Annotated in this window: 21 protein-coding genes and 1 other RNA gene; 6 read left to right on the top strand and 16 right to left on the bottom strand. The window is 65.4% G+C overall.

Annotated features, from left to right (window positions below; all coding sequences use genetic code 11):
- Positions 1 to 5: 5 nt before the first annotated feature.
- The 14 genes from murC to DTX69_RS03940 all read right to left on the bottom strand — a co-directional run bounded on the left by murC (position 6) and on the right by DTX69_RS03940 (position 15,366).
- A complete protein-coding gene (gene murC, locus DTX69_RS04005) occupies positions 6 to 1,424 on the bottom strand; it encodes a UDP-N-acetylmuramate--L-alanine ligase (protein WP_119300212.1) in 1,419 nt (472 codons plus the stop codon).
- Complete coding sequence (gene murG, locus DTX69_RS04000) at positions 1,424 to 2,554, bottom strand: undecaprenyldiphospho-muramoylpentapeptide beta-N-acetylglucosaminyltransferase (RefSeq protein WP_119300211.1); 1,131 nt, start codon at positions 2,552 to 2,554, stop codon at positions 1,424 to 1,426. Before murG ends, murC begins: the two co-directional genes overlap by 1 nt.
- Complete coding sequence (locus DTX69_RS03995; RefSeq protein ID WP_119300210.1) at positions 2,551 to 3,672, bottom strand: FtsW/RodA/SpoVE family cell cycle protein; 1,122 nt, start codon at positions 3,670 to 3,672, stop codon at positions 2,551 to 2,553. Before DTX69_RS03995 ends, murG begins: the two co-directional genes overlap by 4 nt.
- Positions 3,669 to 5,045, bottom strand: coding sequence for a UDP-N-acetylmuramoyl-L-alanine--D-glutamate ligase (murD, locus tag DTX69_RS03990; protein WP_119300209.1), 1,377 nt, complete (start codon positions 5,043 to 5,045; stop codon positions 3,669 to 3,671). Before murD ends, DTX69_RS03995 begins: the two co-directional genes overlap by 4 nt.
- Positions 5,046 to 5,059: 14 nt before the next feature.
- On the bottom strand, positions 5,060 to 6,148 hold the full coding sequence (mraY, locus tag DTX69_RS03985; RefSeq protein ID WP_119300208.1) for a phospho-N-acetylmuramoyl-pentapeptide-transferase: 1,089 nt from the start codon (positions 6,146 to 6,148) through the stop codon (positions 5,060 to 5,062).
- A 15-nt stretch (positions 6,149 to 6,163) separates the two neighbouring features.
- Entirely contained in the window at positions 6,164 to 7,585 is a 1,422-nt protein-coding gene (locus DTX69_RS03980) for a UDP-N-acetylmuramoylalanyl-D-glutamyl-2,6-diaminopimelate--D-alanyl-D-alanine ligase (protein WP_119300207.1), read from the bottom strand.
- Positions 7,582 to 9,069, bottom strand: coding sequence for a UDP-N-acetylmuramoyl-L-alanyl-D-glutamate--2,6-diaminopimelate ligase (locus tag DTX69_RS03975; RefSeq protein WP_119300206.1), 1,488 nt, complete (start codon positions 9,067 to 9,069; stop codon positions 7,582 to 7,584). The genes DTX69_RS03980 and DTX69_RS03975 overlap by 4 nt, the downstream gene beginning before the upstream one ends.
- Positions 9,056 to 10,930: a peptidoglycan D,D-transpeptidase FtsI family protein gene (locus DTX69_RS03970; protein WP_284735533.1), complete on the bottom strand. Its 1,875-nt coding sequence runs from the start codon at positions 10,928 to 10,930 to the stop codon at positions 9,056 to 9,058. Before DTX69_RS03970 ends, DTX69_RS03975 begins: the two co-directional genes overlap by 14 nt.
- On the bottom strand, positions 10,927 to 11,472 hold the full coding sequence (gene ftsL / locus DTX69_RS03965; RefSeq protein WP_119300205.1) for a cell division protein FtsL: 546 nt from the start codon (positions 11,470 to 11,472) through the stop codon (positions 10,927 to 10,929). Before ftsL ends, DTX69_RS03970 begins: the two co-directional genes overlap by 4 nt.
- On the bottom strand, positions 11,469 to 12,434 hold the full coding sequence (gene rsmH, locus DTX69_RS03960) for a 16S rRNA (cytosine(1402)-N(4))-methyltransferase RsmH (protein WP_284735532.1): 966 nt from the start codon (positions 12,432 to 12,434) through the stop codon (positions 11,469 to 11,471). Before rsmH ends, ftsL begins: the two co-directional genes overlap by 4 nt.
- Positions 12,431 to 12,901 (bottom strand): division/cell wall cluster transcriptional repressor MraZ, encoded by a 471-nt coding sequence (mraZ, locus tag DTX69_RS03955; RefSeq protein WP_119300204.1) that lies wholly within the window; start codon positions 12,899 to 12,901, stop codon positions 12,431 to 12,433. Before mraZ ends, rsmH begins: the two co-directional genes overlap by 4 nt.
- Positions 12,902 to 13,330: 429 nt before the next feature.
- Positions 13,331 to 13,729: RNase P RNA component class A (gene rnpB, locus DTX69_RS03950), an RNA gene on the bottom strand.
- A 12-nt stretch (positions 13,730 to 13,741) separates the two neighbouring features.
- Positions 13,742 to 14,470, bottom strand: coding sequence for an N-acetylmuramoyl-L-alanine amidase (locus tag DTX69_RS03945; protein WP_119300203.1), 729 nt, complete (start codon positions 14,468 to 14,470; stop codon positions 13,742 to 13,744).
- A gap of 11 nt (positions 14,471 to 14,481) precedes the next feature.
- The gene (locus DTX69_RS03940; protein ID WP_119300202.1) at positions 14,482 to 15,366 is read right to left on the bottom strand and encodes a DMT family transporter; all 885 of its coding nucleotides are present in this window, start codon (positions 15,364 to 15,366) and stop codon (positions 14,482 to 14,484) included.
- Between the two features lie 447 nt (positions 15,367 to 15,813).
- On the opposite strand from DTX69_RS03940, the gene DTX69_RS03935 reads away from it, so the two are divergent.
- The 5 genes from DTX69_RS03935 to DTX69_RS03915 are packed head-to-tail and all read left to right on the top strand — an operon-like array spanning position 15,814 to position 20,354.
- Complete coding sequence (locus DTX69_RS03935) at positions 15,814 to 17,001, top strand: ABC transporter substrate-binding protein (protein ID WP_284735555.1); 1,188 nt, start codon at positions 15,814 to 15,816, stop codon at positions 16,999 to 17,001.
- Positions 17,002 to 17,012: 11 nt separating this feature from the next.
- Positions 17,013 to 17,783: an ABC transporter ATP-binding protein gene (locus DTX69_RS03930; RefSeq protein ID WP_119300200.1), complete on the top strand. Its 771-nt coding sequence runs from the start codon at positions 17,013 to 17,015 to the stop codon at positions 17,781 to 17,783.
- Entirely contained in the window at positions 17,776 to 18,486 is a 711-nt protein-coding gene (locus tag DTX69_RS03925; RefSeq protein ID WP_119300199.1) for an ABC transporter ATP-binding protein, read from the top strand. The genes DTX69_RS03930 and DTX69_RS03925 overlap by 8 nt, the downstream gene beginning before the upstream one ends.
- Before the next feature lie 4 nt (positions 18,487 to 18,490).
- Positions 18,491 to 19,378: a branched-chain amino acid ABC transporter permease gene (locus DTX69_RS03920; RefSeq protein ID WP_119300198.1), complete on the top strand. Its 888-nt coding sequence runs from the start codon at positions 18,491 to 18,493 to the stop codon at positions 19,376 to 19,378.
- A 1-nt stretch (position 19,379) separates the two neighbouring features.
- Positions 19,380 to 20,354, top strand: coding sequence for a branched-chain amino acid ABC transporter permease (locus DTX69_RS03915; protein ID WP_119300197.1), 975 nt, complete (start codon positions 19,380 to 19,382; stop codon positions 20,352 to 20,354).
- Here the strand turns inward: DTX69_RS03915 and DTX69_RS03910 are convergent.
- Together DTX69_RS03910 and DTX69_RS03905 are read right to left on the bottom strand one after the other, a co-directional pair.
- Positions 20,351 to 22,180 (bottom strand): ABC-F family ATP-binding cassette domain-containing protein, encoded by a 1,830-nt coding sequence (locus tag DTX69_RS03910; RefSeq protein ID WP_119300196.1) that lies wholly within the window; start codon positions 22,178 to 22,180, stop codon positions 20,351 to 20,353. The two genes, DTX69_RS03915 and DTX69_RS03910, sit on opposite strands and share 4 nt — an antisense overlap.
- Positions 22,181 to 22,192: 12 nt before the next feature.
- The gene (locus DTX69_RS03905) at positions 22,193 to 22,948 is read right to left on the bottom strand and encodes a TerB family tellurite resistance protein (RefSeq protein ID WP_119300195.1); all 756 of its coding nucleotides are present in this window, start codon (positions 22,946 to 22,948) and stop codon (positions 22,193 to 22,195) included.
- A gap of 138 nt (positions 22,949 to 23,086) precedes the next feature.
- On the opposite strand from DTX69_RS03905, the gene DTX69_RS03900 reads away from it, so the two are divergent.
- Complete coding sequence (locus tag DTX69_RS03900) at positions 23,087 to 26,746, top strand: hydantoinase B/oxoprolinase family protein (protein ID WP_119300194.1); 3,660 nt, start codon at positions 23,087 to 23,089, stop codon at positions 26,744 to 26,746.
- Positions 26,747 to 26,749 lie beyond the last annotated feature (3 nt).

The following is a 26,749-nucleotide window of genomic DNA, read 5'->3' as shown; positions in this document are numbered from 1 at the left end:
CGCTCTCATGCTTTCGCCCCATAAATCGCCTGCAGCTCGGCGGGCAGGGCCTGCGCCCAGTAGGTGATGCTGCCAGCGCCGAGGCAGACGACGAGGTCACCCGGCGCCGCAATCGGTGCCACGATCTTCGCCAGCTCCTTCGGATCCTTGAGATGCTCGACATGGCGATGGCCGCGCGCCCGCAGGCCCTCGGCCAACGCCTCGCCGCTGACGCCTTCGATCGGTTGCTCGCCGGCGGGATAGACGTCGGCCACCAGCACCATGTCGGCGTCGTTGAAGCAGGTGCAGAAATCCTCGAACAGATTGCTGAGGCGCGAGTAGCGATGCGGCTGCACCACGGCGATGACCTTGCCCTGCATCGCCTGACGCGCGGCCTTCAGCACGGCGGCGATCTCCACGGGGTGGTGCCCGTAATCGTCGATTACCGTGACGCCGTTCGCCTCGCCCGTGCGACTGAAGCGGCGCTTGACGCCGCCGAAACCGGTGAAGCCCTTGCGGATCACGTCTTCGCCGACGCGCATCTCGTAGGCGACGGCGACGGCGGCCAGGCTGTTCTGCACATTGTGCTGCCCGACCATCGGCAGGTGCACGTCATCGATCCGGCTGGTGACCTCGCGGAATCGGTCGTTGATCACGACATTGTAGGTGCTACCCGACGGATCGAGGCGCAGATCAACGGCGCGCACGTCGGCCTGGGGCGAGAAACCGTAGGTGATGACGCGCCGGTCCGAGAGGCGCGGGATCATCGCCTGCACGACCGGATGGTCAATGCACAGCACCGCAAAGCCGTAGAACGGGATGTTGTGGACGAAATCCTCGTAGGCGCGGTTCATCGCCTCGACCGAGCCGTAATGGTCGAGGTGCTCGGGATCCATGTTGGTGACGATGGTGATGACGGCCGGCAGCTTCACGAAGGTACCGTCGGATTCGTCCGCTTCGACCACCATCCAGTCGCCGGCGCCGAGCCGCGCGTTGGTGCCATAGTTGTTGATGATGCCGCCGTTGATGACCGTGGGGTCGAGCCCCGCCGCATCAATCAGCGCCGCGACCATGGAGGTGGTGGTGGTCTTGCCGTGGGTGCCGCCGACCGCCACAGACCATTTGAGGCGCATCAGCTCGGCCAGCATCTCGGCCCGCCGCACCACCGGCAACAGCTTGGCGCGCGCGGCAATCACTTCCGGATTGTCCGGCTTGACCGCGGAGGAAATGACCACGACCTCGGCATCCGCCAGGTTCTCGGGCCGGTGGCCAATCTCCACCGGGAGCTTGAGATCGCGCAGGCGCTTGGTGACGTAGGACTCGTTGAGGTCGCTGCCGCGTACCTTGTAGCCGAGATTGTGCAGAATCTCGGCGATGCCGCTCATGCCGATGCCGCCGATGCCGACGAAATGGATGACGCCGATGTCGAGAGGAAGGCTGCGCATCAGTGCGATCCCTCCCTCAACTGAGCGCGCGCATCCTGCGGCAGCAGATCGATGACGAGGCCGGCAAGCCGGTCGGCGGCATCGCGCTTGCCGAGGCTCTTGGCCGCCGCCGCCGCCTTCTCCAGGCGGGCGGGATCGGCCAGCACCTCTTGCAGGATCTTCGCCAGCGACGACGCCGAGAGCGTGCTCTCCGGCAGCAGCCATCCGCCGCCTGCCGATTCCAACGCACGGGCGTTCGCCATCTGATGATCGTCGATGGAATTGGGCAATGGCACCAGGATTGCGGGACGCCCGGCGGCGGTGAGCTCCGCGAACGTGGATGCGCCGGCGCGCGTGACCAGCAGGTGCGCGTCACGCAGGCGCTGCGGCACGTCGTCGAAGAACGGCTTTAGCTCCACGGTCAGGCCCAGCGCACGATAATCCGCCTCAGCCTGCGCCAGATCTTCGGCGCGCGCCTGCTGCGTGATGGAGAGGCGGTTGCGCAGCTCCTGAGGCAGCAATGCGACGGCCTCCGGCACCGCTCGGCCGAACACCCGTGCGCCGAGCGAGCCGCCCATCACGAACAGGCGGACCTTCTCGCCCGCGCGCGGCGCGACGTACGGCGTATCGCCGATGGCGGAGATCTTCGGCCGCACCGGGTTTCCAGTGACGGTACGGCGCGCGGCCGGCACCGAGTCCGCGAACTGCACCTGCTCGAAGCTCAGGGCCAGGCGCGCGGCGCGCTTGGCGAGGAAACGGTTGGCGCGCCCCATCACGGCATTCTGCTCATGAAGGAGCGTCGGGATCTTGCCGCGGTGGGCGGCGGAAAGCGGCGGAATGGACGGATAGCCGCCGAAGCCGACCACCACGGCCGGTCGCAGCTGACGCAGCAGGCTGCGTGCCTGCATGAATCCCAAGCCAAGGCGGACGAAGTTGCGCAGCCGCGTCAGCGTTCCCTTACCGGCAACGCCGCCGGACGCGATGCGATGAACCTTCACCTCGGGTAGCCGATCGCCGAAGCCCCCGCCACGCTCGTCGGTCGCGAGGTCGACGGCAAGACCGCGCCCCAGCAATGCGCGCGCCAGCGCTTCCGCCGGGAACATGTGGCCGCCGGTGCCGCCAGCCGCGAGCAGGATGCGGGGCGCCGTCATGTATCGAGGCTCCCCGGGAAGCGCTTGCGGGTCAGCGCGAGCAGCATGCCGACGCCGAGTGCGATGGCGATGATCGAAGAACCGCCATAGGAGATGAAGGGCAGGGTCATGCCCTTGGTCGGCATCAGGTGCAGGCTGGATGCCATGTTGATGACGGCCTGCAGCCCGAAACCGGTGGCAAGTCCCGTGACGCCCAGCAGCACGAACATGTTGTGCTCGGAGACCATGCGCGAGAGCGCGCGCAGCACGATGAAGGCGAAGCAGGCGACCAGGAGCAGGCAGACGATCAGGCCGAACTCCTCGCCCGCGACCGCGAAGATGAAGTCGGAATGCGCGTCGGGCAGCACCATCTTGACCGAGCCTTCGCCCGGACCGCGGCCGTATAGGCCACCGTTCTGGAACGCCTCCAGCGCGCGGTCGATCTGATAGGAATCGCCGGTGCCCTTCAGGAACTGATCGACGCGCTCGCGCACGTGATAGAACATGAAGTAGGAGCCAACGAGGCCCGCGACGCCAAGGCCGGCGAACAGGATCACCCAGATGAAGGGCAGACCGGCGACGAAGAATTGCGCGAACCAGGTGGCCGTGATGACGGCCGTCATGCCGAGATCCGGCTGACGTAGCAGCACCGAGACCACCAGCGCGAAAGCCAAAATGGCGATCAGGTTGCCCGGCACGCGCTGCTCGCTCATCTTCAGCGAGAACATCCAGGCGGCGAAGATGGCGAAGGTCGGCTTCAGGAACTCGGACGGCTGCAGTGAGAACGGCCCGACCGAGATCCAGCGCGTCGCACCCTTGATCTCGGTGCCGTAGACGAGCGTGAGAGAGGTGAGCCCGAGGAACAGCAGGAACAGCAGCACACCGAGGCGTCGCACCTGCTTCGGCGACAGCATGGAGACGCCAACCACCACCGCGAACGCGACCGGCAGCATCACATAGTGCTGGCGCACCATGTGGAAGCTGTCGAGGCCGATGCGCGTGGCGACCGCGGGACTGGCGGCCAGCACCAGGATCGCGCCCATGAACATCAGCGCGCCGACGGTCGCGAGCGTCCAGCGATCGACGGTCCACCACCACAAACCGACAACGGAGCGATCGGCGCGCGTGAAGTTCGTCATGCCGCCCCCCTTCCGCCGAGGGCCAGAACCAGCTGGCGGAAATGATCGCCGCGCGCTTCGAAGTTCGGATACTGGTCCCACGAGGCGCAGGCGGGCGAGAGCAGCACCACGGCGCCTGTCTTGGCATCGCCATGCGCAGCGGCGACGGCCTTGTCCAACGTCCCGCACTGGGTGAAAGGCAGCTTGCCGCGCAGCTGCTTCGCGAAATCGTTGGCGCACTCGCCGATGATGTAGGCGTGACGCACGCGCCGATAGAGAGGATCGAGCCCCGCGAGGCCACCTTCCTTGGCGCGGCCGCCGATGATCCAGTGGATGTTCTCGTAGCAGGCGAGCGCCTTCGCCGCCGCGTCGGCATTGGTCGCCTTGCTGTCGTTGACATAGCGCACGCCGGCGACGGTCGCGATCAGTTCCTGCCGGTGCGCGAGGCCGGGATAGCTCTGAAGACCCGCGACGATCGCGGCGCGATCGAGGCCCATCGCCTTCGCAGCGACGTAGGCCGCCGCTGCATTCTGCCAATTGTGGCTGCCCGGTAGCGTCGCGATGGACTTGAGATCGAGCACGTGCTCCGGCTGCTTGCCGGTGCGGTCGATCAGCACACCGTTCACCGCATCGACGCCGCCAGCAGCTTCGCGCTCGACCGAGATGGGGATGAGCTTGCGGCCGCCGTCCTGCAACCTCGCGAAGAGGTCGCGGCAGGGTTGGTCATCGACGCCAAGGACACCGATACTTCCACGACCTTTCGGACGCAGGATCAGAGCCTTGGCGTCGATGTAGCCATCCATCCCGCCGTGACGGGACAGGTGGTCCGGCGTAACGTTCAAAAGGATCGCGACGTCACAAATCGGCGTCGGTGTGAGCTCGAGCTGGTATGAGCTGAGCTCGAGCACGTAAATGCCGTCGCCCGGCAGCGGTTCCAGTGACAAAGCTGCAGCACCGAGATTGCCACCGACCGCCACATGTTTGCCGCCCTGGCGCAGGATGTGCGCGATCAGGGTCGTCGTGGTGGACTTGCCGTTGGTGCCGGTGACGCCGACATAACGCTGCCGCGGCGTCGCGCGATAGAGCAACTCGATGTCACCAAGAAGTGGCTTGCCCGCTTCCTTCGCCAGCGCCGCGACCGGATGGGGCGCGGGATGCGTGTGCGGAATGCCGGGGCTCATTACCAGCATCTCGGGCCGCGACCAATTGGCCTTAGCGAGGTCGACGATCATGTCGGTTGGTAGCGCGGCACGCGCCTGCTCGTTGTCGTCCCACGCCCACACAATCGCGCCGCTCGCTTCGAGCGCGGCCGCGGTTGCGCTGCCCGTCCGGCCGAGGCCGAGCAGGGCAACGACCTTGCCTGCGACGTCGGGGATGCGGATGGGCTGTGGCACGAGCGCGCGCGTTCCTATCGCAGTTTCAAGGTGGACAGACCGATCAGCGCCAGCACGGCGGCGATGATCCAGAATCGGATGACGATGGTGGGCTCGGCCCAACCCTTTTTCTCGAAGTGGTGATGCAGCGGCGCCATGCGGAACACGCGCCGGCCGGTGGTCTTGAACGAGATCACCTGCACGATGACCGACACCGTCTCCAGCACGAACACGCCGCCGATGATGGCGAGCACCAGCTCGTGCTTGGCGATCACCGCGATGGCGCCGAGCGCGCCGCCCATGCTGAGCGAGCCGGTGTCGCCCATGAACACCATGGCCGGCGGCGCGTTGAACCACAGGAAGCCGAGGCCGGCGCCGCACAAGGCACCGCAGAACACGGCGAGTTCGCCCGCGCCCACCACGTGGTGCAGCTGCAGGTAGTCCGCGAAATTGGCGTTGCCGGCGAAATAGGCAATGAAACCGAGGCTCGCCGCCGCCATCATGACCGGCACGATGGCGAGACCGTCGAGCCCATCGGTCAGATTGACCGCGTTCGAGGAGCCCATCATCACCAGGGTCGCGAACGGCAGGAAGAACCAGCCCAGCGGAATCAGCACTTCCTTGAAGAAAGGCACGGCCAGGCCGGTGGAAAGCGGTTCGGGCGCAACCCAGATCACGATCGCGCTCGCCACCGCGCCGATCGCGAATTGCGCCAGCAGCTTGAAGCGGCCGGGAAGCCCCTTGGTGTTGCGCTTGGTGAGCTTCAGGAAATCGTCGCCGAAGCCGATCGCGCCGTAGCCGATCGTGACGAGAAGCACCACCCACACATAGGGATTGCTGACGTCGGCCCACAGGATGGTGGTGAGGCAGGCGGAGATCAGAAACATCAGGCCGCCCATGGTGGGCGTGCCCTTCTTGGTCAGCAGGTGGGATTCCGGCCCATCTTCGCGGATCGGCTGGCCTTCGCGCTGCTTGAACTTGAGCCAATTGATGATGCGCGGACCGATCAGCAGGGTCAGGAAGAAGGCGAATATGATGGCGCTGCCGCTGCGGAACGTCTGGTAGCGGAAGAGGTTGAGCGGATTGAGCTCGTCGGACAAAGGTGCCAGCAGATTGAACAGCATCCCCTGATTTCCCCCTTACTGACCGTTGCCGGTCCTCTCGCCTGCGCCGGAACCAAGGCTGCGCACCGCCTCCACCAGGGGCGCCATGCGCGTGCCGAGCGATCCCTTGATCAGAACCGTATCGCCCGCTTTCAGCGCACCGATGAGCGGCTGCACCATTTCGTCCGAGGCCGCACGATGGGCCCCCTTCATCGTGTCGGGCAGCAAGTCGTAGAGCCCCCGCATGTGCGGACCGACCAGGAAGGCAAGGTCGACCTTGGCCGCCGTCAGGTCTGGCGCCAGGTCGCGATGAAGTTGCGGAGCCGCAGCGCCCAGCTCGCGCATGTCGCCCAGGACGGCGATGCGCCGGCCGCCGAACGCCGTCGGCAAAGTGCCGAGCAGATTAAGCGCGGCGCGCACCGAGGCGGGGCTGGCATTGTAGCCTTCGTCGATCAACTCGATGTCGCCGCCTGGAATGCGGAGATGCTCGCGCTTGCCGCGGCCCTTCAGGGCCCGCACCGCGGTGAGGCCTGGCAGCGCCTGGTCAAGGTCGAGTTCGAAGGCGAAGGCGGCCGCCAGCACAGCGACGGAATTGAGCGCGAGATGCTTGCCCGGTGCCGCCATGCGATAGCGCAGGCGCTTGCCGCCGACCTCCGCCGTCACCTCGTTGCCGTCGGGCAAGATCTGGCAATCGATCAGCCTTGCCCAGGCGCCTTCCTTGGCGCCGAAGGTCAGAATGCGTGCGCCCATGCGGCGGGCCTTGGCCTCGAGCCGATCGAAATGCGGGTTATCGAACGGCAATACAGCCGCGCCGCCGGGCATCAGGCCATCGAAGATCTCGGCCTTAGCATCGGCGATTTCTTCGACCGAGGCGAAGAACTCGATATGGACCGGCTCGACCGCGGTGATGATGGCGACATGCGGCCGCACCATCTGCGACAGGGGCGAGATCTCGCCGGCATGGTTCATGCCGAGCTCGAACACGCCATAGCGCGTGTCGCGCGGCATGCGAGAGAGGCTGAGCGGCGCGCCCCACTGGTTGTTGAGGTTGCCGGCGCTGGCGAAGGTCGGCGCGAACAGCGACAGCACGGAGCGCAGCGCTTCCTTGGTGCTGGTCTTGCCGACGCTGCCGGTGACGGCGGCCACCTTGGCTTCGGTCCTGGCGCGCGCGGCACGGCCCAGATCCTCCAGCGCCTTCATGGTGTCAATGACTTCGATCACCGGCGCGTTGGCAGGCAGGTTGGCAGGACGCCGATGAATGAGCGCGCCGGACGCGCCGTGCTGCAAGGCGGCGGCCGCGAAATCGTGCCCGTCAAAGGTCGGGCCCTGCAGCGCGATGAACAAATCGCCGCTCTCCAGGCTGCGGGAATCGATCGACACACCCGTCGCGGCGAAGTCGCTGGAAGCCTGGCCGGCAACAGAGGCGGCAATTTCGGCGGATGTCCAGAGCGCGCTCATCGCACCAACCTCACCGGCGCGCCGCCCAGCTCGGCCGCGATCTGGCGCGCCACTTCGGCATCGTCGAACGGATAGGTCTTATCGCCGACGATCTGATACGTCTCATGCCCCTTGCCGGCGATCACCAGGAGGTCGCCGCGCTTGAGTTCGCTCATGGCGACGCGGATCGCCTCGGCGCGGTCGCCAACCTCGATCGCGCCCGGCGCCTTGGCCAGGATCTCGGCGCGGATCGCGGCGGGCGCTTCGCTGCGCGGATTGTCGTCGGTGATGATGACGCGGTCGGCAAGGCGCGTGGCGATCTCGCCCATCATCGGCCGCTTGCCGCGATCGCGATCGCCGCCGCAGCCGAACACCACGGCCAGCTGGCGCACCGCGTGCGGGCGCAGCGTGGTGAGGACGGCCTCGAGCGCGCCGGGCTTGTGCGCGTAATCGACATAGACAGCGCCGCCGGCCGGCGTATCCGCGACGTGTTCGATGCGGCCCGGCACGCCGGTGAGGCTGCCGATCAGGCCGGCGATCTTGTTGACATCCGATCCGCTGCCGATGATGAGGCCGAGGGCGGCCAGCAGGTTCTCCGCCTGGAAGGCGCCCGCCACCGGGAACTCCGCCACGTGATGGGCGCCGAACAGGCTGAGCTCCAGCAACTGGCCCTGCGGAGTCGGCGTCTGCTTCAACAGGCGGATGTCGGCATCGCCACCGCCGAAGGTGATCAGCCGCTGCCGGCGCTTGCGCGCGACATCGATCACGCTCTGGGCCTGTTCGAGCTTCAGGTTCACAACCGCCGTGCCGCCCTCCGGCAGCAGACCGGAGAACAGGCGCAGCTTGGCCTCAAAGTAGCTGGCCATGTCCGCATGATAGTCGAGGTGATCCTGCGACAGGTTGGTGAAGGCGGCGGCGGCCACTTTCACGCCGTCCAGCCGGTACTGATCGAGCCCGTGGCTCGATGCTTCCATCGCCAGATGGGTGATGCCGCCGTCGGCAAGCTGGGCCAGCAGACGGTGCAAGGCGATCGGATCGGGCGTGGTCAAGGAGCCGGGATCATTCAGGGTGCGCGAGATGATGCCGAGGGTGCCGATGCTCGCCGCCTCCCGACCTTCCAAGGTCCAGAGCTGGCGTGCGAAGGCGACGGTCGAGGTCTTGCCGCCGGTGCCGGTAACGGCGGCGATGCAATGCGGCTGGTTGCTGAAGAAGCGGGCAGCAAGCAAGGCCAGCGCGCGCCGCGGCTCCTGTGCGGTCAGGACAGCAACATCCTTCGGCAGATCGGCGAAGATGCTGCCCGCCGGCGCAAGGATGACAGAGGCACCGGCCTTGGCTGCGTCGGCGACGAACGCACGCCCGTCGAGCTTGGTGCCCGGCAGCGCGGCGAACAGCGCGCCGGCCCTCACCCGGCGCGAATCGAGTGCCAGGTCCCGCACATCGACCGTTGCGTCGCCAGCTTGCAGGCGCACATCGTCGATGCCGAGAATCAAATCATTCAGCCTCAAGCGGCGCCTCCGGAATGGAAATCGGTTGCGCCGACACGTTCAATGGGGTCGGTGCGGCAGCGGCGCCGAACGGAATCGGTGCCGGTGCAACCGCTTGTTTGAGCGCCGATTGCGCCTTTTTTGCGGATGGCGAATCGTAGTCGGCCACCATGCCGACCAGCGGATTCTGCGCTTCCAGCGCGTCATCCGGAAGCGGCTTCAGGCCATAGAGCGGGGCGATGCGCTGCACGACGGCGCCGACGACCGGCGCGGTCACCCAGCCGGCGGTGGCATAGCCGTGACTGCTGGCGTTGGGCTTCGGTTCGTCGACCATGGCCAGGATCGCGAAGCGGGGATCGTTCATCGGGAAGGCGGCGACGAAGGAAGCCAGGCGCGTATTGGCGGCGTAGCCGCGACCCTTCTGCTTGTCGGCGGTGCCGGTCTTGCCGCCCACCAGGTAGCCCGGCGCATTCGCCTTTTTTCCGGTGCCGATCTGCACCACCAAACGCATCAGTTGGCGCAGTTGTTCCGAGGTCTGCCGGCTCACCACCCGCGTGCCTTCCGGTAATTCTCCAAGGTTCCGCTTGAGCAGGGTCGGCTCGCGCAGGATGCCGTCATTGACGACGGCGCCGACCGCAGTGATGAGCTGCATCGCATTGATCGAAATGCCGTGACCGTAGGAGACGGTCATGGTGTTGATGCGCTTCCAGTTCTTCGGCGAGGGATAGAACGGCTCCCCGACCTCCGACAGCTCAATCGGCGACTTGTCCATCAGGCCGAAGCGCTTCAGGTAGGCTTGCTGGACCTCAGCTCCGAAAAGGTCGGCCATCTTCGCCGAGCCGATGTTGGAGGAATAGGTGAAGATCTCCGGGATCGTCAGGAACCGGTGCTTGCCCTTGTAGTCGTTGATGCTGTGGCCGCCGATGCGGATCGGCTTGGTGGCATCGAAGCCGTCGGCCAGGGTGACCGTTCCGCTGTCGAGCGCGATCGCCGTGTTGAAGATCTTGAAGACCGAGCCCATTTCGTAGAGCCCGAGCGTCGCGCGATCAAAGCGCGCATCCTCGATGGCTTCGCCCGGCCGCGCCGGATCGAAATCGGGCAGCGAGATCATCGCCAATACTTCGCCGCTCTTCAAATCGATGATGATGCCCGCGCCGCCGATGCCGTTGAAGTCGACGATAGCGCGGTTCAGCTCCTCATGCAGGATGTGCTGCACACGGACATCGATGGAAAGCTGCAGCGGCCGATCGCCGCTCTGCAGCAGATCGTCGAACGACCGCTCGACGCCGGCGAGGCCGCGGCTGTCCACATCCGTGAAGCCGACCAGATGCGCAGTGAGGTTGCCTTGAGGATAGACCCGCTTGCTCTCGGCCTGGAAGTAGATACCGGGCAGGCCCAAGCGATTAACCGCCAGCTGCTGGCGCGGCGTGAGGTCTCGCTTCAGCCAGATGAAGCCGCGGTCGGTGTCCAGCTTGGCGGCAGTCGAGGCGATGTTGAGGTCCGGCAGGACCGAATTCAGCAGCTGCGCCGCTTCGTCGGGGTTCTGCACCTGCCTGGGGTTGGCATAGAGGGAAGCGGTGGTAAGGCTGGTCGCCAGCACCACGCCGTTGCGGTCCACGATGTCGGCGCGGTCGGCGGTCTTGGTCTTGACCGGCGCCACCGCAGCACTGTCGGCTCCATCGGGCAGCACGGTGATGGCAACCAGGCGCGCAGCGATGACCAGGAATACCACCGCAAACAAGCTGGCGCCCAGCAGCACGCGGCTGTGGCTCACCTCGAGCGCGCGCTTGCGCGGCCCGTCGGGTTCCATCTCCAGCGTCATCGGATTGATGACCGGCTGCGGTCGTTGCGCGACCAGATCAGGTGCGGGGCGGCGCGTCATTGCGCGCCTCCCGACTGCTCGCTCTGCGCTTTCTCCATGTCGGCCAGGATGGCGTCGATCATGGCATCGGCCTCGGCTTGCTCATCCTTCGGCTTCAGCGGCTGCGGTTCCTGTTTCGCCTGCTGTGTCGGCTTTGCGGCCGGCTGCTCTTGGGCCGGCTTGTCGGTGGCTTTCACCTGCAGCATCGGCACGGGTGCTTGCGGCGCGCTGGAGATCAACGGCGGCTGCGGCTCGGCCGGTTGGTCGGGTGATGCCGGCACGTCCTCGATGCGCAGCGGCAGGCTGGCGAAATCGCTGATCTGACCGGGCGTGGTCGGCACCAGCTCGGTGTGGCGGCGTGCGAGATCGGCGAGGCGCAACGGATCGTTGAGATAGCTCCACTCCGCCTCGAGCACGTGGATGGCGGCATAGTTCGCCTCGATCTGGCGGCGCACCTCGCGCAGCTCGCGCTCTTGACTCTGCACGTTGTATTTGACCTGGAACAGGCCGATGCCGAGCAGAGCCAGAACGACCACCCAGACGATGGCGCTGATCCGGATCATGCCGCAGCCTCCAACGGTGCATCGGTGCGCTCGGCCACGCGCAGCCGCGCGGAGCGGGCGCGAGGATTCGTCCTGACTTCGTCTGCGCCGGGCTCGATGCCGCCGGGCGCGATCAGGCGTAAGGTCGGCTTGGCTTCGCTGCGCTGCATCGGCAGGTGGCGCGAGGCTTTCGGGTTGCGTCCGGCGCGATCGCGCAGGAACTGCTTTACGCGCCGGTCTTCCAGCGAATGGAACGAGACCACGGCCATCCGCCCGCCGAGCGCCAGGAGGCGTTCCGCTGCGGCGAGCCCGCGATCGATCTCGCCCATTTCATCATTCACCGCAATGCGCAGTGCCTGGAAGGTGCGCGTTGCGGGATCGATGCGCTCATGGCTCGCGCCGATGGCGCGCCGCACGATCTCCGCCAGGTGCTGTGTGGTGCTGATCGGCGCCAGGGCGCGGGCGCCGACGATCGCCTTGGCGATGCGGCGCGCCTTCTTCTCTTCGCCGAAGGTGAAGATAAGGTCGGCGAGCGGCCGCTCCGCCAGTTCGTTCACCAGATCCGCTGCGCTCTTGCCGGCGCGCTCCATGCGCATGTCGAGCGGACCTTCGAAGCGGAAGGAGAAACCGCGCTCCGCCTGGTCGAACTGCATCGAAGAGACGCCAAGATCGAGCGCGACGCCCTGCACGGCGGCGACACCGCGCGCGCTCAACAGGTCGAACATGTCGCCGAAACGGCCCTGCACGATGTGCAGGCGCCCGGCATAGCGGTCGAGCAGGGGGGCTGCACCTTTCACCGCGTCGGGATCACGGTCGATCGCCCACACGGTGCACTGCGCCGCGTCCAGCAGCGCGCGGCTGTAGCCGCCCGCGCCGAACGTGCCGTCGACGTAGATGGCGCCGTCGCGGGGTGAGAGCGCCTCGATCACTTCCGTCAGCAGAACGGGGCGATGCGGCGTGCTGTCCATCGCCGCCGCGGTCATTTGCCGCTCCCCTGATCGGAGACGTGCTGGCGTAAGGTGCGCTGCTTCTCCGCCGCGCGCTTGCGGGCCTCCGCCTTGTAGGCCTCGAGCGCCTGCGGTTCCCAGATCTCGAAGTATTTGCCGCGGCCTGCGAACGCGGCCGACTCGGTCAGCTTCGCATGCGCGCACAGAGCTTCGGGCAGCATGATGCGCCCCTCGCCATCGAATGGCAGTTGCTTCGCATCGGCAAACAACGCTGCCGTCAGTTCATCATGCTCTTGCGAGAACAGATCGACGTTCTGCGTGCTGTCAATGAGCGACTGCATCCAATCCATGCCGGCGCAGTGCAGCGCGTTCAGCTGGAAGGAGGGGAAGGCGACGATGCCCTGGAACGGCTGCTCGGCGAGGGCAGCACGAAAGGTCGCCGGGACGGACACCCGGCCCTTCCGGTCGATCTTGTTCACGAATGTGTCGATGAACACTGCCATGACGTCTCGAGCTCGCCCCTTGACCCTGCCCGGGCGTCCCAATGCCACCCGAGGAGGTCTTTCCACCCGACGCGCCGGTCGGCCCATCCCCGCCATGGGCGCGCCCCAAATCACGCCCGGTCAGACATGGGAGTAAGTCTGTGGATAGTGGGATATCATGGGATAGCATGGGCGTCAATGGGATTGGACCGTAACTCTCTGGAAAATCTTGGATTTTTGAGAATTCGTGAAGATCAACACGACGTGAGAAGACAATGTTAACAAGTGTTTACACACGGGCGCTCACACCGGGACTCAAGCTGGTCCCGCAGAGGTCGGGATTTGAGGCAAGTTTTGCCCATGAACAAGACGGGAACAGGCGGTTTCAAGCTGCGCGGTCATGGCGTCTTGCCGCTCGGCCGTCAAGCAAATCAGATCAATATGTTAACGGGTGCCAGACGGCCTGTAAGCCGGGTTCTGTCCAGGGCGTTGCCGCCCCTGGATGGCCATTCCTCTGGGACGCCCGTCGCCGGACGCCTCGCGCGACCTACCCGAGAATCTGGTGCGGAAAGGCACCTGGGCCGGTTGCCCGGCCCCATTCTCCTATCTGGTCTTGCTCCCGGTGGGGTTTGCCGTGCCGGCGCCGTTACCGGAACCGCGGTGCGCTCTTACCGCACCGTTTCACCCTTACCGCAGCGCTCGAAAGCAGCCGCGGCGGTCTGTTCTCTGTGGCACTGTCCCTAGGATCGCTCCCGCCGGGCGTTACCCGGCACCGTCCTTCCGTGGAGCCCGGACTTTCCTCCACCCCTGCGTACAAGCCGCAGGAGCAGCGGCCATCCGGCCGTCTGGCACAGCTGTTAGCTAGGATTGCGCGGCCGGCTTGTCAACCAAACCGGCGAGAATGATCTTCATCTCGGGGTCCGGCGTCGGTCGCAGGACGGCGGGCCGGAAGTGCCGGCAAAAGGCGACGCACGCGGCGCGGCGCGCGACCTGCGGGTCGACATTCGCCTTCGGCGGCCCACTCAGATCGTAGCCGAATGCCGCCAGCGCCTGAAAGAACTGCTCGTCCGTCCAGTCCACTAGCTTGGGTATCGGCCAGATCGCGATCCCCTCGACCGCCAAACGGTACCAGTCGAAGAGCTCGCCCGGATCCTGCTTGCGCAGCGGCGCCACGTCGGAGTGGCCCAGCACGCGCTCCAGCGGGATGTCGTGACGCGTCTTGATGTCCTTGGCCAGTGCCACCAGCGCATCCATCTGCTCCAGCTGGAACTGGCGATAGCCGAACTCGTGTCCGGTGTTGACGATCTCGATCCCGATGGAGCGCGCATTGATGTCACGCTCGCCCTTCCAGGCGCTGATACCCGCATGCCAGGCACGCTTCTCTTCCGGCACCATGCGATAGATCTTGCCAGCTTCGTCGATCACGTAATGCGCGCTCACCTTCGCCTGGGGATCGCGTAGGCGCCGCAAGGCCTGGCTCGCATCCGGCATGCCGGTATAGTGCAGCAGCAGGATGTCGACTTTCTGCCCGGCCGGCCTTTCGTCGCAATTGGGGGATGGCAGCTCTTCGATCGCCAAACTGTCGGTCATGATGTCTCTGGTTAGATTCCGGTCTTGGTGGCGGGCGCCGCCACGGTCGGCCGGCGCAGCACGATAATGCCGACGCCGGCGATTGTCGCCAAGCCGCCTACGAGCATTTGCCAGGTGATCTCTTCGCCGCGCATCAGGGCGCCGGCGGCGACCCCGATCATCGGCAGCAGCAGGGTGAAGGGCATGACCTGGTTCACAGGATACCGGCGCATCATGTTGTACCAAATCCAGTAGGTGAAGATGGCGATCACCACCGCCTGGAACAGGAGAGCGCCCCAGCCGACCCAGGTCACCTCCGGGATGTGCACCCACTGCGGCCCCTCGATCAGCCAGGACGCGATCAGGAGCTGCGGCGCCGCCAGGATCGCGATCCAGCCGTTGAGCGTGACGGCATCGATCGAATCACCCAGCGCCTTCACCTGGATATTGCCGGCGGCCCACACCAAAGCGGCCGCGATCACCGCCATCAACGGCCAGGGATTATCCGAAAACCGCGGCTCTCCGGCGATCAGGGTCACGCCCGCGAAGGCGACAATCATGCCGAGGACGCGCCGCCAGCCGAGCTTCTCGCCGAAAAAGAACGCCGCCATGATCGCGGCGAACGGCGTTTGCAGCTGCACGGCGATGGAGCTGGTGGCCGCATCCAAATCCCGCATGCCGAGGAAGATCAGGGTGAAATGCATGACGCCCATGGTGGCGGAGAGCGGCAACAGCTGCTTCATCATGGCGCGCTTGGGCAGGCCGACGACGAATACCAGGAGCACCGCGACGAGGCTGAACCTGAGTGCCACGAAAAAGATCGGCGCAAAGTGATCGAGGCCGAACTTGGCGACCGCGAAGTTGACGCCCCAGAGCAGCTGCACCAGCAGCATAAGGGCGAGATGGCGCGGGAGCATTCGGAGATGGACCTGGCGACTGATAGAGCGGGGAAGACGACGCAGTCAGCCCGACTGCGGACAGAGCCATAGGCGCTGAGGTCGCAAGAGTAAAGCGCCAAGAAGGTAGCGACGAAACGCGCGCGCAGCACACCAGCGCACTCCCTTGTGCCCGGCTGATCAAATCCGCGCGCACGGGATGGTCTTTCGGGGGCAACCGCCTATGTAGGTGGCTTCCGACCTAGGTCGACATTGAAGCGCGTTCGCGCCACACGATAGCATTCAACGGTCACGCCCGGGCCCAGCTGCGGGCGCGATGCTGCATGGCGGGGCGCATTTCCAGGGGAACGCTTCGTCTTTTTGAAGACTTATATCCAGTCGGCCAAAAAGGCCGTCGCAGGCCTCTGTCGATATTCTCTCGATGGTTGGCCACAAGGGAGGAATTGGCTCGTGAAACTGACATATCTCATGTCGGCTGCCCTGTTGGCTGCCGCCGCAGCCCCTGCCTTCGCTGCCGAGATTTCCGACGGCAAGGTCAAGATCGGTATCCTGAACGACCAGTCCGGTGTCTACGCCGACTTCGGCGGCAAATGGTCGGTCGAGGCCGCTAAGATGGCCGTGGAGGATTTCGGTGGCAAGGTGCAAGGCGCGACCATCGAAGTCATCAGCGCCGACCACCAGAACAAGCCGGACATCGCCGCCAACATTGCCCGCCAGTGGTACGACACCGAACAGGTCGATGCGATCATGGAGCTGACGACCTCCTCGGTGGCGCTCGCCGTCCAGGGTATTTCCGCGGAGAAGAAGAAGATCGACATCGTCACGGGCGCCGCCACCACGGACCTGACCGGCAAGGCCTGCTCGCCCTATGGATTCCACTGGGCCTATGACACCCATTCTCTCGCCGTCGGCACGGGCGGCGCCTTGGTGAAGCAGGGCGGCGATACGTGGTACTTCCTCACGGCGGATTATGCTTTCGGCTATTCGCTTGAGGAGCAGACCTCGAATTTCGTCAAAGCGCAGGGTGGCAAGGTGCTGGGCTCGGTGCGCCATCCGCTCGCGACCACCGATTATTCCTCGTTCCTGCTGCAGGCGCAGGCCTCCGGCGCCAAGGTCATCGGGCTTGCCAATGCCGGCCTCGATACTGCCAATTCCATCAAGCAGGCCGCGGAGTTCGGCATCGTCGCGGGCGGCCAGCGCCTGGCGGCGCTGCTCTTCACGCTGGCCGAGGTGCACGGACTCGGTCTTGAGGCGGCACAGGGATTGACGCTGACCGAGGGCTTCTACTGGGACCGCAACGATGAGTCACGCGAGTGGTCCAAGCGCTACATGGAGCGCACCGGCCGCATGCCCAACATGGTTCAGGCGGGCACCTATTCCGCGGTGACGCAATACCTGAAGGCGATTGACAAATCAGGAACCGACGAGACCGAAGCGGTCTCCGAAGAGCTGCACGCGATGCCGGTCGATGACATCTTCGCACATGGCGGCAAGGTCGGGCCGAACGGCCGCATGATCCACGACATGTATCTGATGGAGGTGAAGAAGCCTTCCGAGAGCAAGCAGCCGTGGGACTACTACAAGGTTCTCGCCACCATCCCCGGCGACGAGGCCTACATCAAGCCCGAGGAGAGCGGTTGCCCACTGGTCGACTGACGGCGGCCGGGATGTCAGCGGTCAATGATGTGCCGCGGGTGGTCCTCTCCGCCCGCGGCCTCAGGCGTGATTTCCAGGGCTTCGTCGCGGTCAATAACGTGGATCTCGATGTCCATCACGGCGGGATCCATGCACTGATCGGGCCGAACGGCGCCGGCAAGACGACGGTCTTCAACCTGCTCACCAGGTTTCTGCCGCCGAGCGCCGGGCGGATAGAGCTGTTAGGTCAGGACATCACGCACACGCCGCCGGCCAAGGTGGCGCGCATGGGGCTGGCGCGTTCGTTCCAGATCTCGGCGATCTTCCCGCATCTGACGGTGCTGGACAATGTGCGTGTTGCCCTCCAGCGGCGGCGCGGCTTGCACGTCCAATTCTGGCGCTCGCTGCAGGTCCTGAATGCGTTGACGCCGCGCGCGGAAGAGCTGTTGCGCTCCGTGGGACTGGAGGATGCGCGCAGCCAGCTTGCCGGCGATCTCTCCTATGGCCGCAAGCGCGTGCTCGAGATCGCCACCACCCTGGCGCTCGATCCCAAGGTGCTGCTGCTCGACGAACCGACAGCCGGCATGGGGCACGAGGATGTCGGGACGGTCACCGAGATCATCCGCTCGGTGGCGAAGGACCGTGCCGTGCTGATGGTGGAGCACAATCTCGACGTGGTCGCCGATCTCTGTGATTGGATCACGGTGCTTCAGCGCGGCGAAGTCCTGGCTGCCGGCGACTACCGGACCGTCAGCCAGGATGAGCGCGTGCGCACCGCCTATATGGGGACGCAGCATGTCTGACGCGGCGCCATTGCTGGAATTGCGCGACGTTCACGCCTGGTACGGCGAGAGCCACGCGCTGCACGGCGTGACGCTCGAGGTCCATGCCGGCGAGACCGTCACTTTGCTGGGTCGCAACGGCGTCGGCAAGACCACGACGCTGCGCGCCATCATGGGCCTCATCCGCAAACGGACCGGGCGGATCGCCTTCGAGGGCAAGGACCTGATGCGCCTGCCGCTGCATCGCACTGCCCATGCCGGAATCGGATTCGTCCCGGAAGAGCGCGGCATCTTCGCAAGCTTGACGGTAGACGAGAATTTGGCGCTCCCGCCGGTCGTCGCCTCGGGCGGCATGAGCGTCGAGGAGATTTTCGGCTTGTTCCCCAACCTCAAGGAACGGCGAAAGAGCCCGGGCGGCAAGCTCTCGGGCGGCGAGCAACAGATGCTGGCGATCGCGCGCATGCTGCGCACCGGCGCCAGAACCCTGCTGCTCGACGAGCCCACCGAGGGCTTGGCACCCGTGATCGTGCAGCGCATCGGAGAGTTGCTGGGAACGCTCAAGAGCCGTGGCATGACGATCCTGCTGGTGGAGCAGAATTTCCGCTTCGCGAGCCGGATCGCCGACCGCTTCTACCTGATGGAGCATGGCCGGGTGATCGCCGATTTCCCGGTCGGCGAGCTGGAGAGCCGCATGGCGCAGCTGCACGACGTGCTGGGCGTGTGACGCGATGATCACGATCCTTGGCATACCGATCCAGGCATTCCTCGGTCAGCTGCTGGTCGGCCTCATCAACGGCTCGTTCTATGCGATGCTGAGCCTGGGCTTGGCGGTGATCTTCGGCCTGCTGCGGGTGATCAACTTCGCGCACGGCGCCCAATACATGCTGGGCGCCTTCGTCGGTTACCTGCTGCTCGTGCAGCTAGGAGTCGGCTATTGGCCGGCCCTGCTCCTGGCGCCGATCATCGTCGGCATCAGCGGGATCGTCGTGGAGCGCCTTGCGCTTGCCAGGCTGTATGATGTCGATCCGCTCTATGGGCTGCTGTTCACCTTCGGGCTCGCGCTGGTACTCGAAGGCATATTCCGCTATTACTTCGGCGTCTCCGGCAATCCCTATCCGGTACCGCCGCTGCTGGCCGGCGGCACCAACCTTGGTTTCATGTTCCTTCCCAACTACCGCGGCTGGGTCGTTATTGCCTCGCTGATCTTCTGTCTCGGCACCTGGCTCGTGATAGAGAAGACCAAGCTTGGCTCCTATCTGCGCGCAGCGACGGAGAACCGCAGCCTAGTGCAGGCCTTCGGGGTCAACGTGCCGCTGCTGCTGACCTTGACCTATGGGCTGGGTTCGGCGCTGGCGGGCCTTGCCGGCATTCTCGCAGCACCAGTCTACCAGGTCAGCCCGCTCATGGGCTCTAATCTCATCATCGTGGTATTCGCGGTGGTGGTGGTCGGCGGCATGGGATCTATTCTCGGCGCCATCGTCACCGGCTATCTGCTCGGGGTGGCCGAGGGCCTGACCAAGGTGTTCTATCCGGAAGCCTCCAACATCGTGGTCTTCGTCATCATGGCGATCGTGCTGTTGATCCGGCCGGCCGGCCTATTCGGAAAGGAAGCATGAGATGGCCGAGCTGACGCTGCAGGAGGCGCGTGCGCAGACGACCGGCAGGGTCGAGCGGATACTGATCGTGCTGGGTATCGTCGCGCTGATCGCAGCGCCCTTCTTCGTCTATCCCATCTTCCTGATGAAGATGCTGTGCTTCGCGCTGTTCGCCTGCGCGTTCAACCTGCTGCTCGGCTATACCGGTCTGCTGTCGTTCGGCCATGCCGCCTTCTTCGGCGGTGCTGCCTATTTCTCAGCCTATGCAGCGAAGGTGTGGGGCTGGCCGCCGGAGGCCGCGATCCTGCTCGGTGTCCTCGGCGCTGCTGTGCTCGGCGCGGTGATGGGTTTCTTCGCCATCCGGCGCCAGGGCATCTATTTCGCCATGATCACCCTGGCGCTGTCGCAGATGTTCTTCTTCTTCTGCCTGCAAGCCGAATTCACCGGCGGCGAGGATGGCATCCAGGGCGTGCCACGCGGCGTTCTCTTTGGCATTATCGATCTGCACGTTCCGCTCAACATCTACTACACCGTGCTGGCGATCTTCCTGATCGGCGTGTTCGCGATCTGGCGTATCGTCCATTCGCCGTTCGGCATGATCCTGCGGTCGATCCGCGAGAACGAACGGCGCGCCATTTCACTCGGCTATTCGGTCGGCAACTACAAGCTGGCGGCCTTCGTCATGTCGGCGGCGCTGGCGGGCCTCGCCGGCGCGACCAAGGCCATCGTCTTCCAGTTCGCCACGCTCACGGACGTTGCCTGGCAAATGTCAGGGGAGGTCATCCTGATGACCCTGCTTGGCGGGATCGGCACCATGGTTGGCCCGATCGTCGGCGCCGGCCTCGTGGTCGCGCTGCAGAACACGCTCGCCACCTCGGAGTTCCCGGTCACCATCGCCACCGGAATCATCTTCATGATCTGCGTGCTGCTGTTCCGCCGCGGCATCGTGGGCGAGCTCTATGCCCGGGCGCTGCGTCGCGGCAACAATAAGGGCTAGCGCGTACCTGTAAGCTGCGCGCGCTTCTCTTCCAGCTCCAGCCAGCGTTCTTCGGTGGCGTGCAGCTCGTCGCGCTTGCGGGCGAGGAGGGCGCCAGCTTGCGCGGCCTTGACGGCATCGCGCTGATAGAGCGTGGGGTCGGCCAAGGCGGATTCGAGCGTCGAAATCTCCGCATGCAGCCGGTCGAGCTTGGCGTTGATTTCGTCGAGCTCGCGCTGCTCCTTCATGGAGAACCGCGCCGGCGCGGGCGCGCTCGGCTTCGGTGGTTCGCTGCGCTTCGGCTCGGCTTTGCGCGGCTGGGCCTTCTCCGCACGCTCGCCGCGCTGGATGACGTAGTCGCTGTAGCCGCCGGCATATTCCACGACTTCGCCGTCGCCTTCGACCGCGATGGTGCTGGTCACCAACCGGTCCAGGAAATCGCGATCGTGGCTGACCAGCAGCAGCGTGCCTTCGAAGTCGGAGAGCACGTCCTGCAACAGATCGAGCGTATCCATATCGAGATCGTTCGTCGGCTCGTCCAGCACGACCAGGTTGCCGGGCTCCGCGAACAATTTCGCAAGCATCAGGCGCGCGCGCTCGCCGCCGGAGAGCAGGCGCACCGGCATGGTGGCCTGCCGCTCGTCGAACAGGAAGTCGCGTAAATAGGCGACCACATGGCGCGGCCGGCCATTGACGATGATGGAATCGCCACCGGTCGGCGCCAGCGTCTCCCACAAGGTGCGATCGAGGTCAAAGCTCTGCCGCCGTTGGTCGAGATAGATGGACATGATGCCGATACCGAGGCGGACCGTGCCGTTGTCCGGAGCGATCTCGCCCGTCAGCAGCTTGATGAGCGTGGTCTTGCCGGCGCCGTTGGGTCCGAGAATACCGATGCGGTCGCCACGCATGATGCGGGTCGAGAAGCCATTGACGATCTTGAGCTCGGTGCCGTCCGGCCGCGTGTAACGCTTGGCGATGTCGATCGCTTCGATGGCCAGCTTGCCGCCCAGTTCGGCGTCGGATAGCGCAAGCCTGGCACGGCCGCGGCCCTTCAGGCTCTCCGCCTTCTGCCTGCGCAGATCGAACAGCCGCCGACGTCGGCCCTCGTTGCGCGAGCGGCGCGCCGTCACGCCGCGCTGCAGCCAGTATTCCTCGGTCTCGATGCGCTTCTCGAGGCGGCGGAACTCGCCGGCTTCCTGCTCCACGATCTCCTGCGACCACTGCTCGAAGCCATCGAAGCCGCCGTCACGCTCGAACGTCCGCCCGCGGTCCAGCCACAGAAGTCGGCTGGTCAGCTTGCGCAGGAAAGCGCGGTCGTGGCTGATCATCAGGATGCCGCCGGGGAACGCCGCAAGTTCTTCTTCCAGCCACTCGATCGTCGGCAGATCGAGGTGGTTGGTCGGCTCGTCCAGCAACAGCAGATCGGGTTTGGCGACCAGGGTGCGGGCGAGCGCCGCGCGCCGTCCTTCGCCGCCAGAAAGTGTCGCGATGGCGCGGCTGCCATCCAACCTCACATGGTCGAGCACCCAGGCGACGCGGTAATCGTCCGCGTGCGCGTCGGGCGCACCGGCCGCCACGTACTCCGCGACCGATCCCGATACGCTCAAATCCGCATTCTGCGGCAGGTAACCGACCGTCACGCCAGGCTGCAGGAACCGCTCGCCCCGGTCCAGCTCGACCTCTCCCGCCAACGCCTTCAAAATCGTGGACTTGCCGGACCCATTCGCACCGACGAGACAGACCCGCTCGCCGCGACCGAGCGTCACGTCGATGCCGGAAAACAGCGGCCTGCCACCGAACGTGATCGCGGCGTTGCGTAACGCAAGTTGCGGCAAAGCGGGTGGCATCGGGACGCTCTTCTAATTGATGCCGCGCTCTTTGGCGACCTTGTCGTAAGCGGCGTTGATGGTGGCCAGTTTCTCGTTGGCCATGTCGATGAATTCCCGCGGCAGGCCCTGCGCCATCAGGGTGTCGGGGTGGGTGTCACGCACCAGCTTGCGCCAAGCCGCCTTGATCTCCTCGTTGCTCGCGGTACGGCGGATGCCGAGGATGGTGTAGGGGTCGGCCTTGTCCGCACCCAGGTGGCCTTCGCGGATGCGGGCAAAGTCGTTCTCGTCGAGGCCGAAAATGTTGGCGACGCTCTTGAGATAGGCGACCTCCGCCTCATGCACGCCGCCATCGGCCTTGGCAATGTGGAATAATCCGTCGAGCAGCTCCTCCAGCACCGGATGGTCTTTGCGGAACATGCGCGCGACCTGCTTGGCGTAAGGCTCAAAGCCCGCGGGATCCTGCTTCGCCCGATCGAACAGACGCGCGACGTTCTTCATCTCATGCGACGGCACCTGGAACACTTCCTTGAAAGCGGCGACCTCCGCGCGGCTGACCACGCCGTCCGCCTTCGCCATCTTGGCGCCGAGCACGATGACGGCGATGGTGAAGGCGATCTGCCGCGTTGCCGATCGGTCGTCCAACTGGTGGTCGTCGGGTGCCGCTGGCTCGGCCTGATCGATCCGCATATCGGCGGCGTGCCCGGCGATCGCGCCCAGCAACGCACCCAGCGGGCCGCCCAAAGCGAACCCGGCAACTCCGCCGATGATCTTGCCCCAAATACTCATGTGGTGATTGTGGCCTCTCCCGCCGACTCTGACCATAACGGTCGGAGCCGCCTGCGCCAAGGCTGGAACGATCCCGGGCAGGCGTTATAGTCGGGACGCTTCATCGCAGGGAAACGCGGCAGTTTCAAGGATTTTCGCATGAGTCTGGGCAACGGCGACTGGCAGTTCTGGATCGATCGCGGCGGCACCTTCACCGACGTGGTGGCGAAGCGGCCGGACGGCTCGCTGGTGACGCATAAGCTGCTGTCGGAGAATCCAGAGCGCTATCGCGACGCCGCGATCCAGGGCATCCGTGACATCCTCGGCCTCGCGGCCAACGGGCCGATCCCGCGCGAGGTGGCCGCGATAAAAATGGGCACCACCGTTGCGACCAACGCATTGCTGGAGCGCAAGGGCGAGCGGACGTTGCTGGTGATCACCAAGGGATTCCGCGATGCCTTGCGCATCGCCTACCAGAACCGGCCCAAGATCTTCGCGCGCCAGATCAAACTGCCGGAGCTGCTCTATGCCGAGGCGATCGAGGTGGACGAGCGGATCACGGCGGAGGGCCAGGTGCTGAAGCCGCTCGATATCGCGGCGGCGCGGCGCGACCTTGCCGCTGCACGCGTAGCAGGGTTCGAAAGTATCGCTATCCTGCTGATGCATGGCTTCCGTCATACGCAGCATGAGAAGGCGCTGGCGGATTTGGCAAAGGAGCTCGGCTTCAGGCAGATCTCGGTCAGCCATCGAGTGTCCCCGCTGATGAAGCTGGTCAGCCGCGGCGACACGACCGTGGTCGATGCCTATCTCTCGCCGATTCTGCGGCGCTATGTCGATCAAGTGGCGCGGGAGGTGGGCAACGACCGCACGCGCCTCATGTTCATGCAATCCAACGGCGGGCTGACCGACGCCGCCAAGTTCCAGGGCAAGGACAGCATTTTGTCGGGGCCGGCGGGCGGCATCGTCGGCGTGGTGGAGACGGCACGCCTGGCGGGGTTCAGCCGCATCATCGGCTTCGACATGGGCGGGACCTCGACCGACGTCTCGCATTGGAGCGGCGCCTATGAGCGCACCTTTGACGCGCAGGTCGCCGGCGTGCGCGTGCGTGCGCCGATGATGCAGATCCACACGGTTGCGGCGGGGGGAGGATCGATCCTGCATTTCGACGGCGCGCGCTTCCGCGTCGGGCCGGATTCCGCCGGCGCCAATCCGGGCCCGGCGAGCTATCGCCGCGGCGGGCCGCTGACCGTCACGGATTGCAACGTGATGCTGGGTCGGCTCAACCCCCAGTTCTTTCCACGCATCTTCGGGCCGAGCGCTGACCAGACACTGGACCGCGAGGTCGTGGCGGAGAAGTTCGCGGCGCTGGCCCAGGAGATTTCAGCGGCCAGCGGAAAGACCGTCTCCGCGGAGGAGACCGCCGAAGGCTTCATGACGATCGCGGTCGCCAACATGGCCAACGCGATCAAGGAAATCTCGATCCAGCGCGGCTACGACGTCAGCAAATACACACTGGCCTGCTTTGGCGGCGCAGGCGGGCAGCATGCCTGCCGCGTGGCGGACGAGCTCGGCATGAAGCGCATCTTCCTGCATCCCTTCGCCGGCGTGCTCTCCGCTTATGGCATGGGCCTCGCGGACGTGCGCGCGCTCCGCCATCGCACGATTGAGGCGGAGCTGAATGCAGGGGCAATGCCGGCCTTGTCGCGCGCGCTGGACGAAATGGCGCGCGAGGGTGAGGCAGAACTGCTGGCACAGGGGATCGACAAGTCCGCGATCGAGGTGGAGCGGCACGTCCACATCAAATATGCAGGCACCGATGCGCCGCTGCTGGCAAACTTCGGTGACGTTGCCGCCATCAAGGAGAGCTTCGAAGTCGCACATCGTCGGCAATACGGCTTCATCGTGCCGGACAAGACGCTCATCGTCGATTCCGTCAGCATCGAGGCAATCGGGCGCACGGAAGCGGTCGCCGATCCCGTGCTGGCTTCTACCGATCGTGCTGATGCCAAGCCCAAGGCCTCAATGCCGTTCTGGGCGGAGGGGGCCAGTCACCAAGCACCCGTGCTGGAGCGCAGCGAAATGCGCCCCGGCCAGGAGGTGGACGGCCCCGCCATCATCCTGGAGCCGACCAGCACCACCATCGTGGAGCTGGGCTGGACAGCGGTGGCGACGCCGCGCGGGCATCTGGTGCTGGAGCGGCGCAAGGCGCTGGCACGGCAGGCCGCCATCGGCACCAGCGTCGATCCGGTGATGCTGGAGATCTTCAACAACCTCTTCATGTCGATCGCCGAGCAGATGGGATCGACCTTGGAGAAGACCAGCTATTCGGTGAACATCAAGGAGCGGCTGGACTTCTCCTGCGCCCTGTTCGACCAGCAAGGCAAGCTCATCGCCAACGCGCCGCACATGCCGGTGCATCTCGGCTCGATGGGTGAATCGGTCGAGACCATCATCCGCGCCAATCGCGATGCAACCGGCAAATCCACCATCATGCCCGGCGATGTCTATGTGCTGAATGCGCCGTACAATGGCGGCACGCACCTGCCGGACGTCACCGTGATCACGCCGGTGTTTAGCGAGAACGGGCTCGATGAAGGCAGCAAGGTCATCCTGTTCTACGTGGCGAGCCGCGGGCACCACGCCGACATCGGCGGCATCACGCCGGGCTCCATGCCGCCGGACAGCCGCGACGTGGCGGAAGAAGGCGTGCTGATCGACAATTTCAAGCTGGTGGATGAAGGCCGCTTTCTGGAGGCCGAGCTGCGCACCCTTTTGGCGAGCAGCAAGTACCCCGCCCGCAACGTCGACCAGAATGTGGCTGACCTCAAGGCACAGGTCGCCGCCAACGAGCGCGGCGTGCAGGAATTGCGGCGTATGGTGGAACAGTTCGGCCTTGATGTCGTGCACGCCTACATGGGCCACGTGAAGGACAACGCCGCCGAGCAAGTGCGGCGCGTCATCGATCGGCTGAGTGACGGGTCGTTCGTCTACGAGATGGATGACGGCGCAAAGATCGCAGTGACCGTGAGGGTGGACAAGAAGGCGCGGCGGGCGAAGATCGACTTCACCGGCACTTCGCCGCAGCGGCCGAATAACTTCAACGCGCCGTCCTCCGTTGCCAAGGCTGCCGTCCTTTACGTTTTCCGCACCATGATCGATGACGAGATCCCGATGAATGCCGGCTGTTTGGAGCCGCTGGATGTCGTGATCCCCGAGGGCTGCATGCTCCGCCCGACCTATCCGGCGGCCGTGGTCGCGGGCAATGTCGAGACCTCGCAATGCATCACCGATGCGCTCTATGGCGCGATGAAGGTGATGGCGGAGGCGCAGGGCACGATGAACAACTTCACATTCGGCAATGCGCGGCACCAGTATTACGAGACAGTGGCGGGCGGCTCCGGCGCCGGGCCGGGCTTCGACGGGACCGACGCCGTGCAGACCCACATGACAAACTCGCGCCTGACGGACCCGGAGGTGCTGGAATTCCGCTTCCCCGTCCTGGTGGAAGAGTTCCGCATCCGGCGTGGCAGCGGCGGCGCCGGGCTGCACCGTGGCGGTGACGGCGTGGTGCGCCGCATCCGCTTCCGCGAGGCGATGACCGCCGCGATCCTGAGCGGCCATCGCCGTATCCCACCCTATGGTCTGGAAGGCGGCGCGCCGGGCTCTCTGGGTCGCAATTCCGTGGAGCGGGCGGACGGCTCGGTGGTCGAGCTCAAAGGGACCGACAAGATCGACATGCAGCCCGGCGATTGCTTTATCATAGAGACCCCGGGCGGCGGCGGCTTCGGCAAGCCTGCCGTTCCCAAGGCAGCGGAGTAGCGC

This window comes from Dongia deserti (assembly GCF_003574735.1).
In the GTDB taxonomy this organism is placed as follows: Bacteria; Pseudomonadota; Alphaproteobacteria; order Dongiales; family Dongiaceae; genus Dongia_A; species Dongia_A deserti.
Note: the sequence above shows the minus strand (reverse complement) of the source record. Positions and strands in the feature narration are given on the sequence as shown.

Coding starts and splice junctions, on each gene's coding strand:
- murC (WP_119300212.1), bottom strand. CDS start 1,424: ATGCGCAGCCTTCCTCTCGACATCGGCGTCATCCATTTCGTCGGCATC.
- murG (WP_119300211.1), bottom strand. CDS start 2,554: ATGACGGCGCCCCGCATCCTGCTCGCGGCTGGCGGCACCGGCGGCCAC.
- DTX69_RS03995 (WP_119300210.1), bottom strand. CDS start 3,672: ATGACGAACTTCACGCGCGCCGATCGCTCCGTTGTCGGTTTGTGGTGG.
- mraY (WP_119300208.1), bottom strand. CDS start 6,148: ATGCTGTTCAATCTGCTGGCACCTTTGTCCGACGAGCTCAATCCGCTC.
- DTX69_RS03980 (WP_119300207.1), bottom strand. CDS start 7,585: ATGAGCGCGCTCTGGACATCCGCCGAAATTGCCGCCTCTGTTGCCGGC.
- DTX69_RS03970 (WP_284735533.1), bottom strand. CDS start 10,930: ATGACGCGCCGCCCCGCACCTGATCTGGTCGCGCAACGACCGCAGCCG.
- ftsL (WP_119300205.1), bottom strand. CDS start 11,472: ATGATCCGGATCAGCGCCATCGTCTGGGTGGTCGTTCTGGCTCTGCTC.
- rsmH (WP_284735532.1), bottom strand. CDS start 12,434: ATGACCGCGGCGGCGATGGACAGCACGCCGCATCGCCCCGTTCTGCTG.
- mraZ (WP_119300204.1), bottom strand. CDS start 12,901: ATGGCAGTGTTCATCGACACATTCGTGAACAAGATCGACCGGAAGGGC.
- DTX69_RS03945 (WP_119300203.1), bottom strand. CDS start 14,470: ATGACCGACAGTTTGGCGATCGAAGAGCTGCCATCCCCCAATTGCGAC.
- DTX69_RS03940 (WP_119300202.1), bottom strand. CDS start 15,366: ATGCTCCCGCGCCATCTCGCCCTTATGCTGCTGGTGCAGCTGCTCTGG.
- DTX69_RS03935 (WP_284735555.1), top strand. CDS start 15,814: ATGTCGGCTGCCCTGTTGGCTGCCGCCGCAGCCCCTGCCTTCGCTGCC.
- DTX69_RS03930 (WP_119300200.1), top strand. CDS start 17,013: ATGTCAGCGGTCAATGATGTGCCGCGGGTGGTCCTCTCCGCCCGCGGC.
- DTX69_RS03925 (WP_119300199.1), top strand. CDS start 17,776: ATGTCTGACGCGGCGCCATTGCTGGAATTGCGCGACGTTCACGCCTGG.
- DTX69_RS03920 (WP_119300198.1), top strand. CDS start 18,491: ATGATCACGATCCTTGGCATACCGATCCAGGCATTCCTCGGTCAGCTG.
- DTX69_RS03915 (WP_119300197.1), top strand. CDS start 19,380: ATGGCCGAGCTGACGCTGCAGGAGGCGCGTGCGCAGACGACCGGCAGG.
- DTX69_RS03910 (WP_119300196.1), bottom strand. CDS start 22,180: ATGCCACCCGCTTTGCCGCAACTTGCGTTACGCAACGCCGCGATCACG.
- DTX69_RS03905 (WP_119300195.1), bottom strand. CDS start 22,948: ATGAGTATTTGGGGCAAGATCATCGGCGGAGTTGCCGGGTTCGCTTTG.
- DTX69_RS03900 (WP_119300194.1), top strand. CDS start 23,087: ATGAGTCTGGGCAACGGCGACTGGCAGTTCTGGATCGATCGCGGCGGC.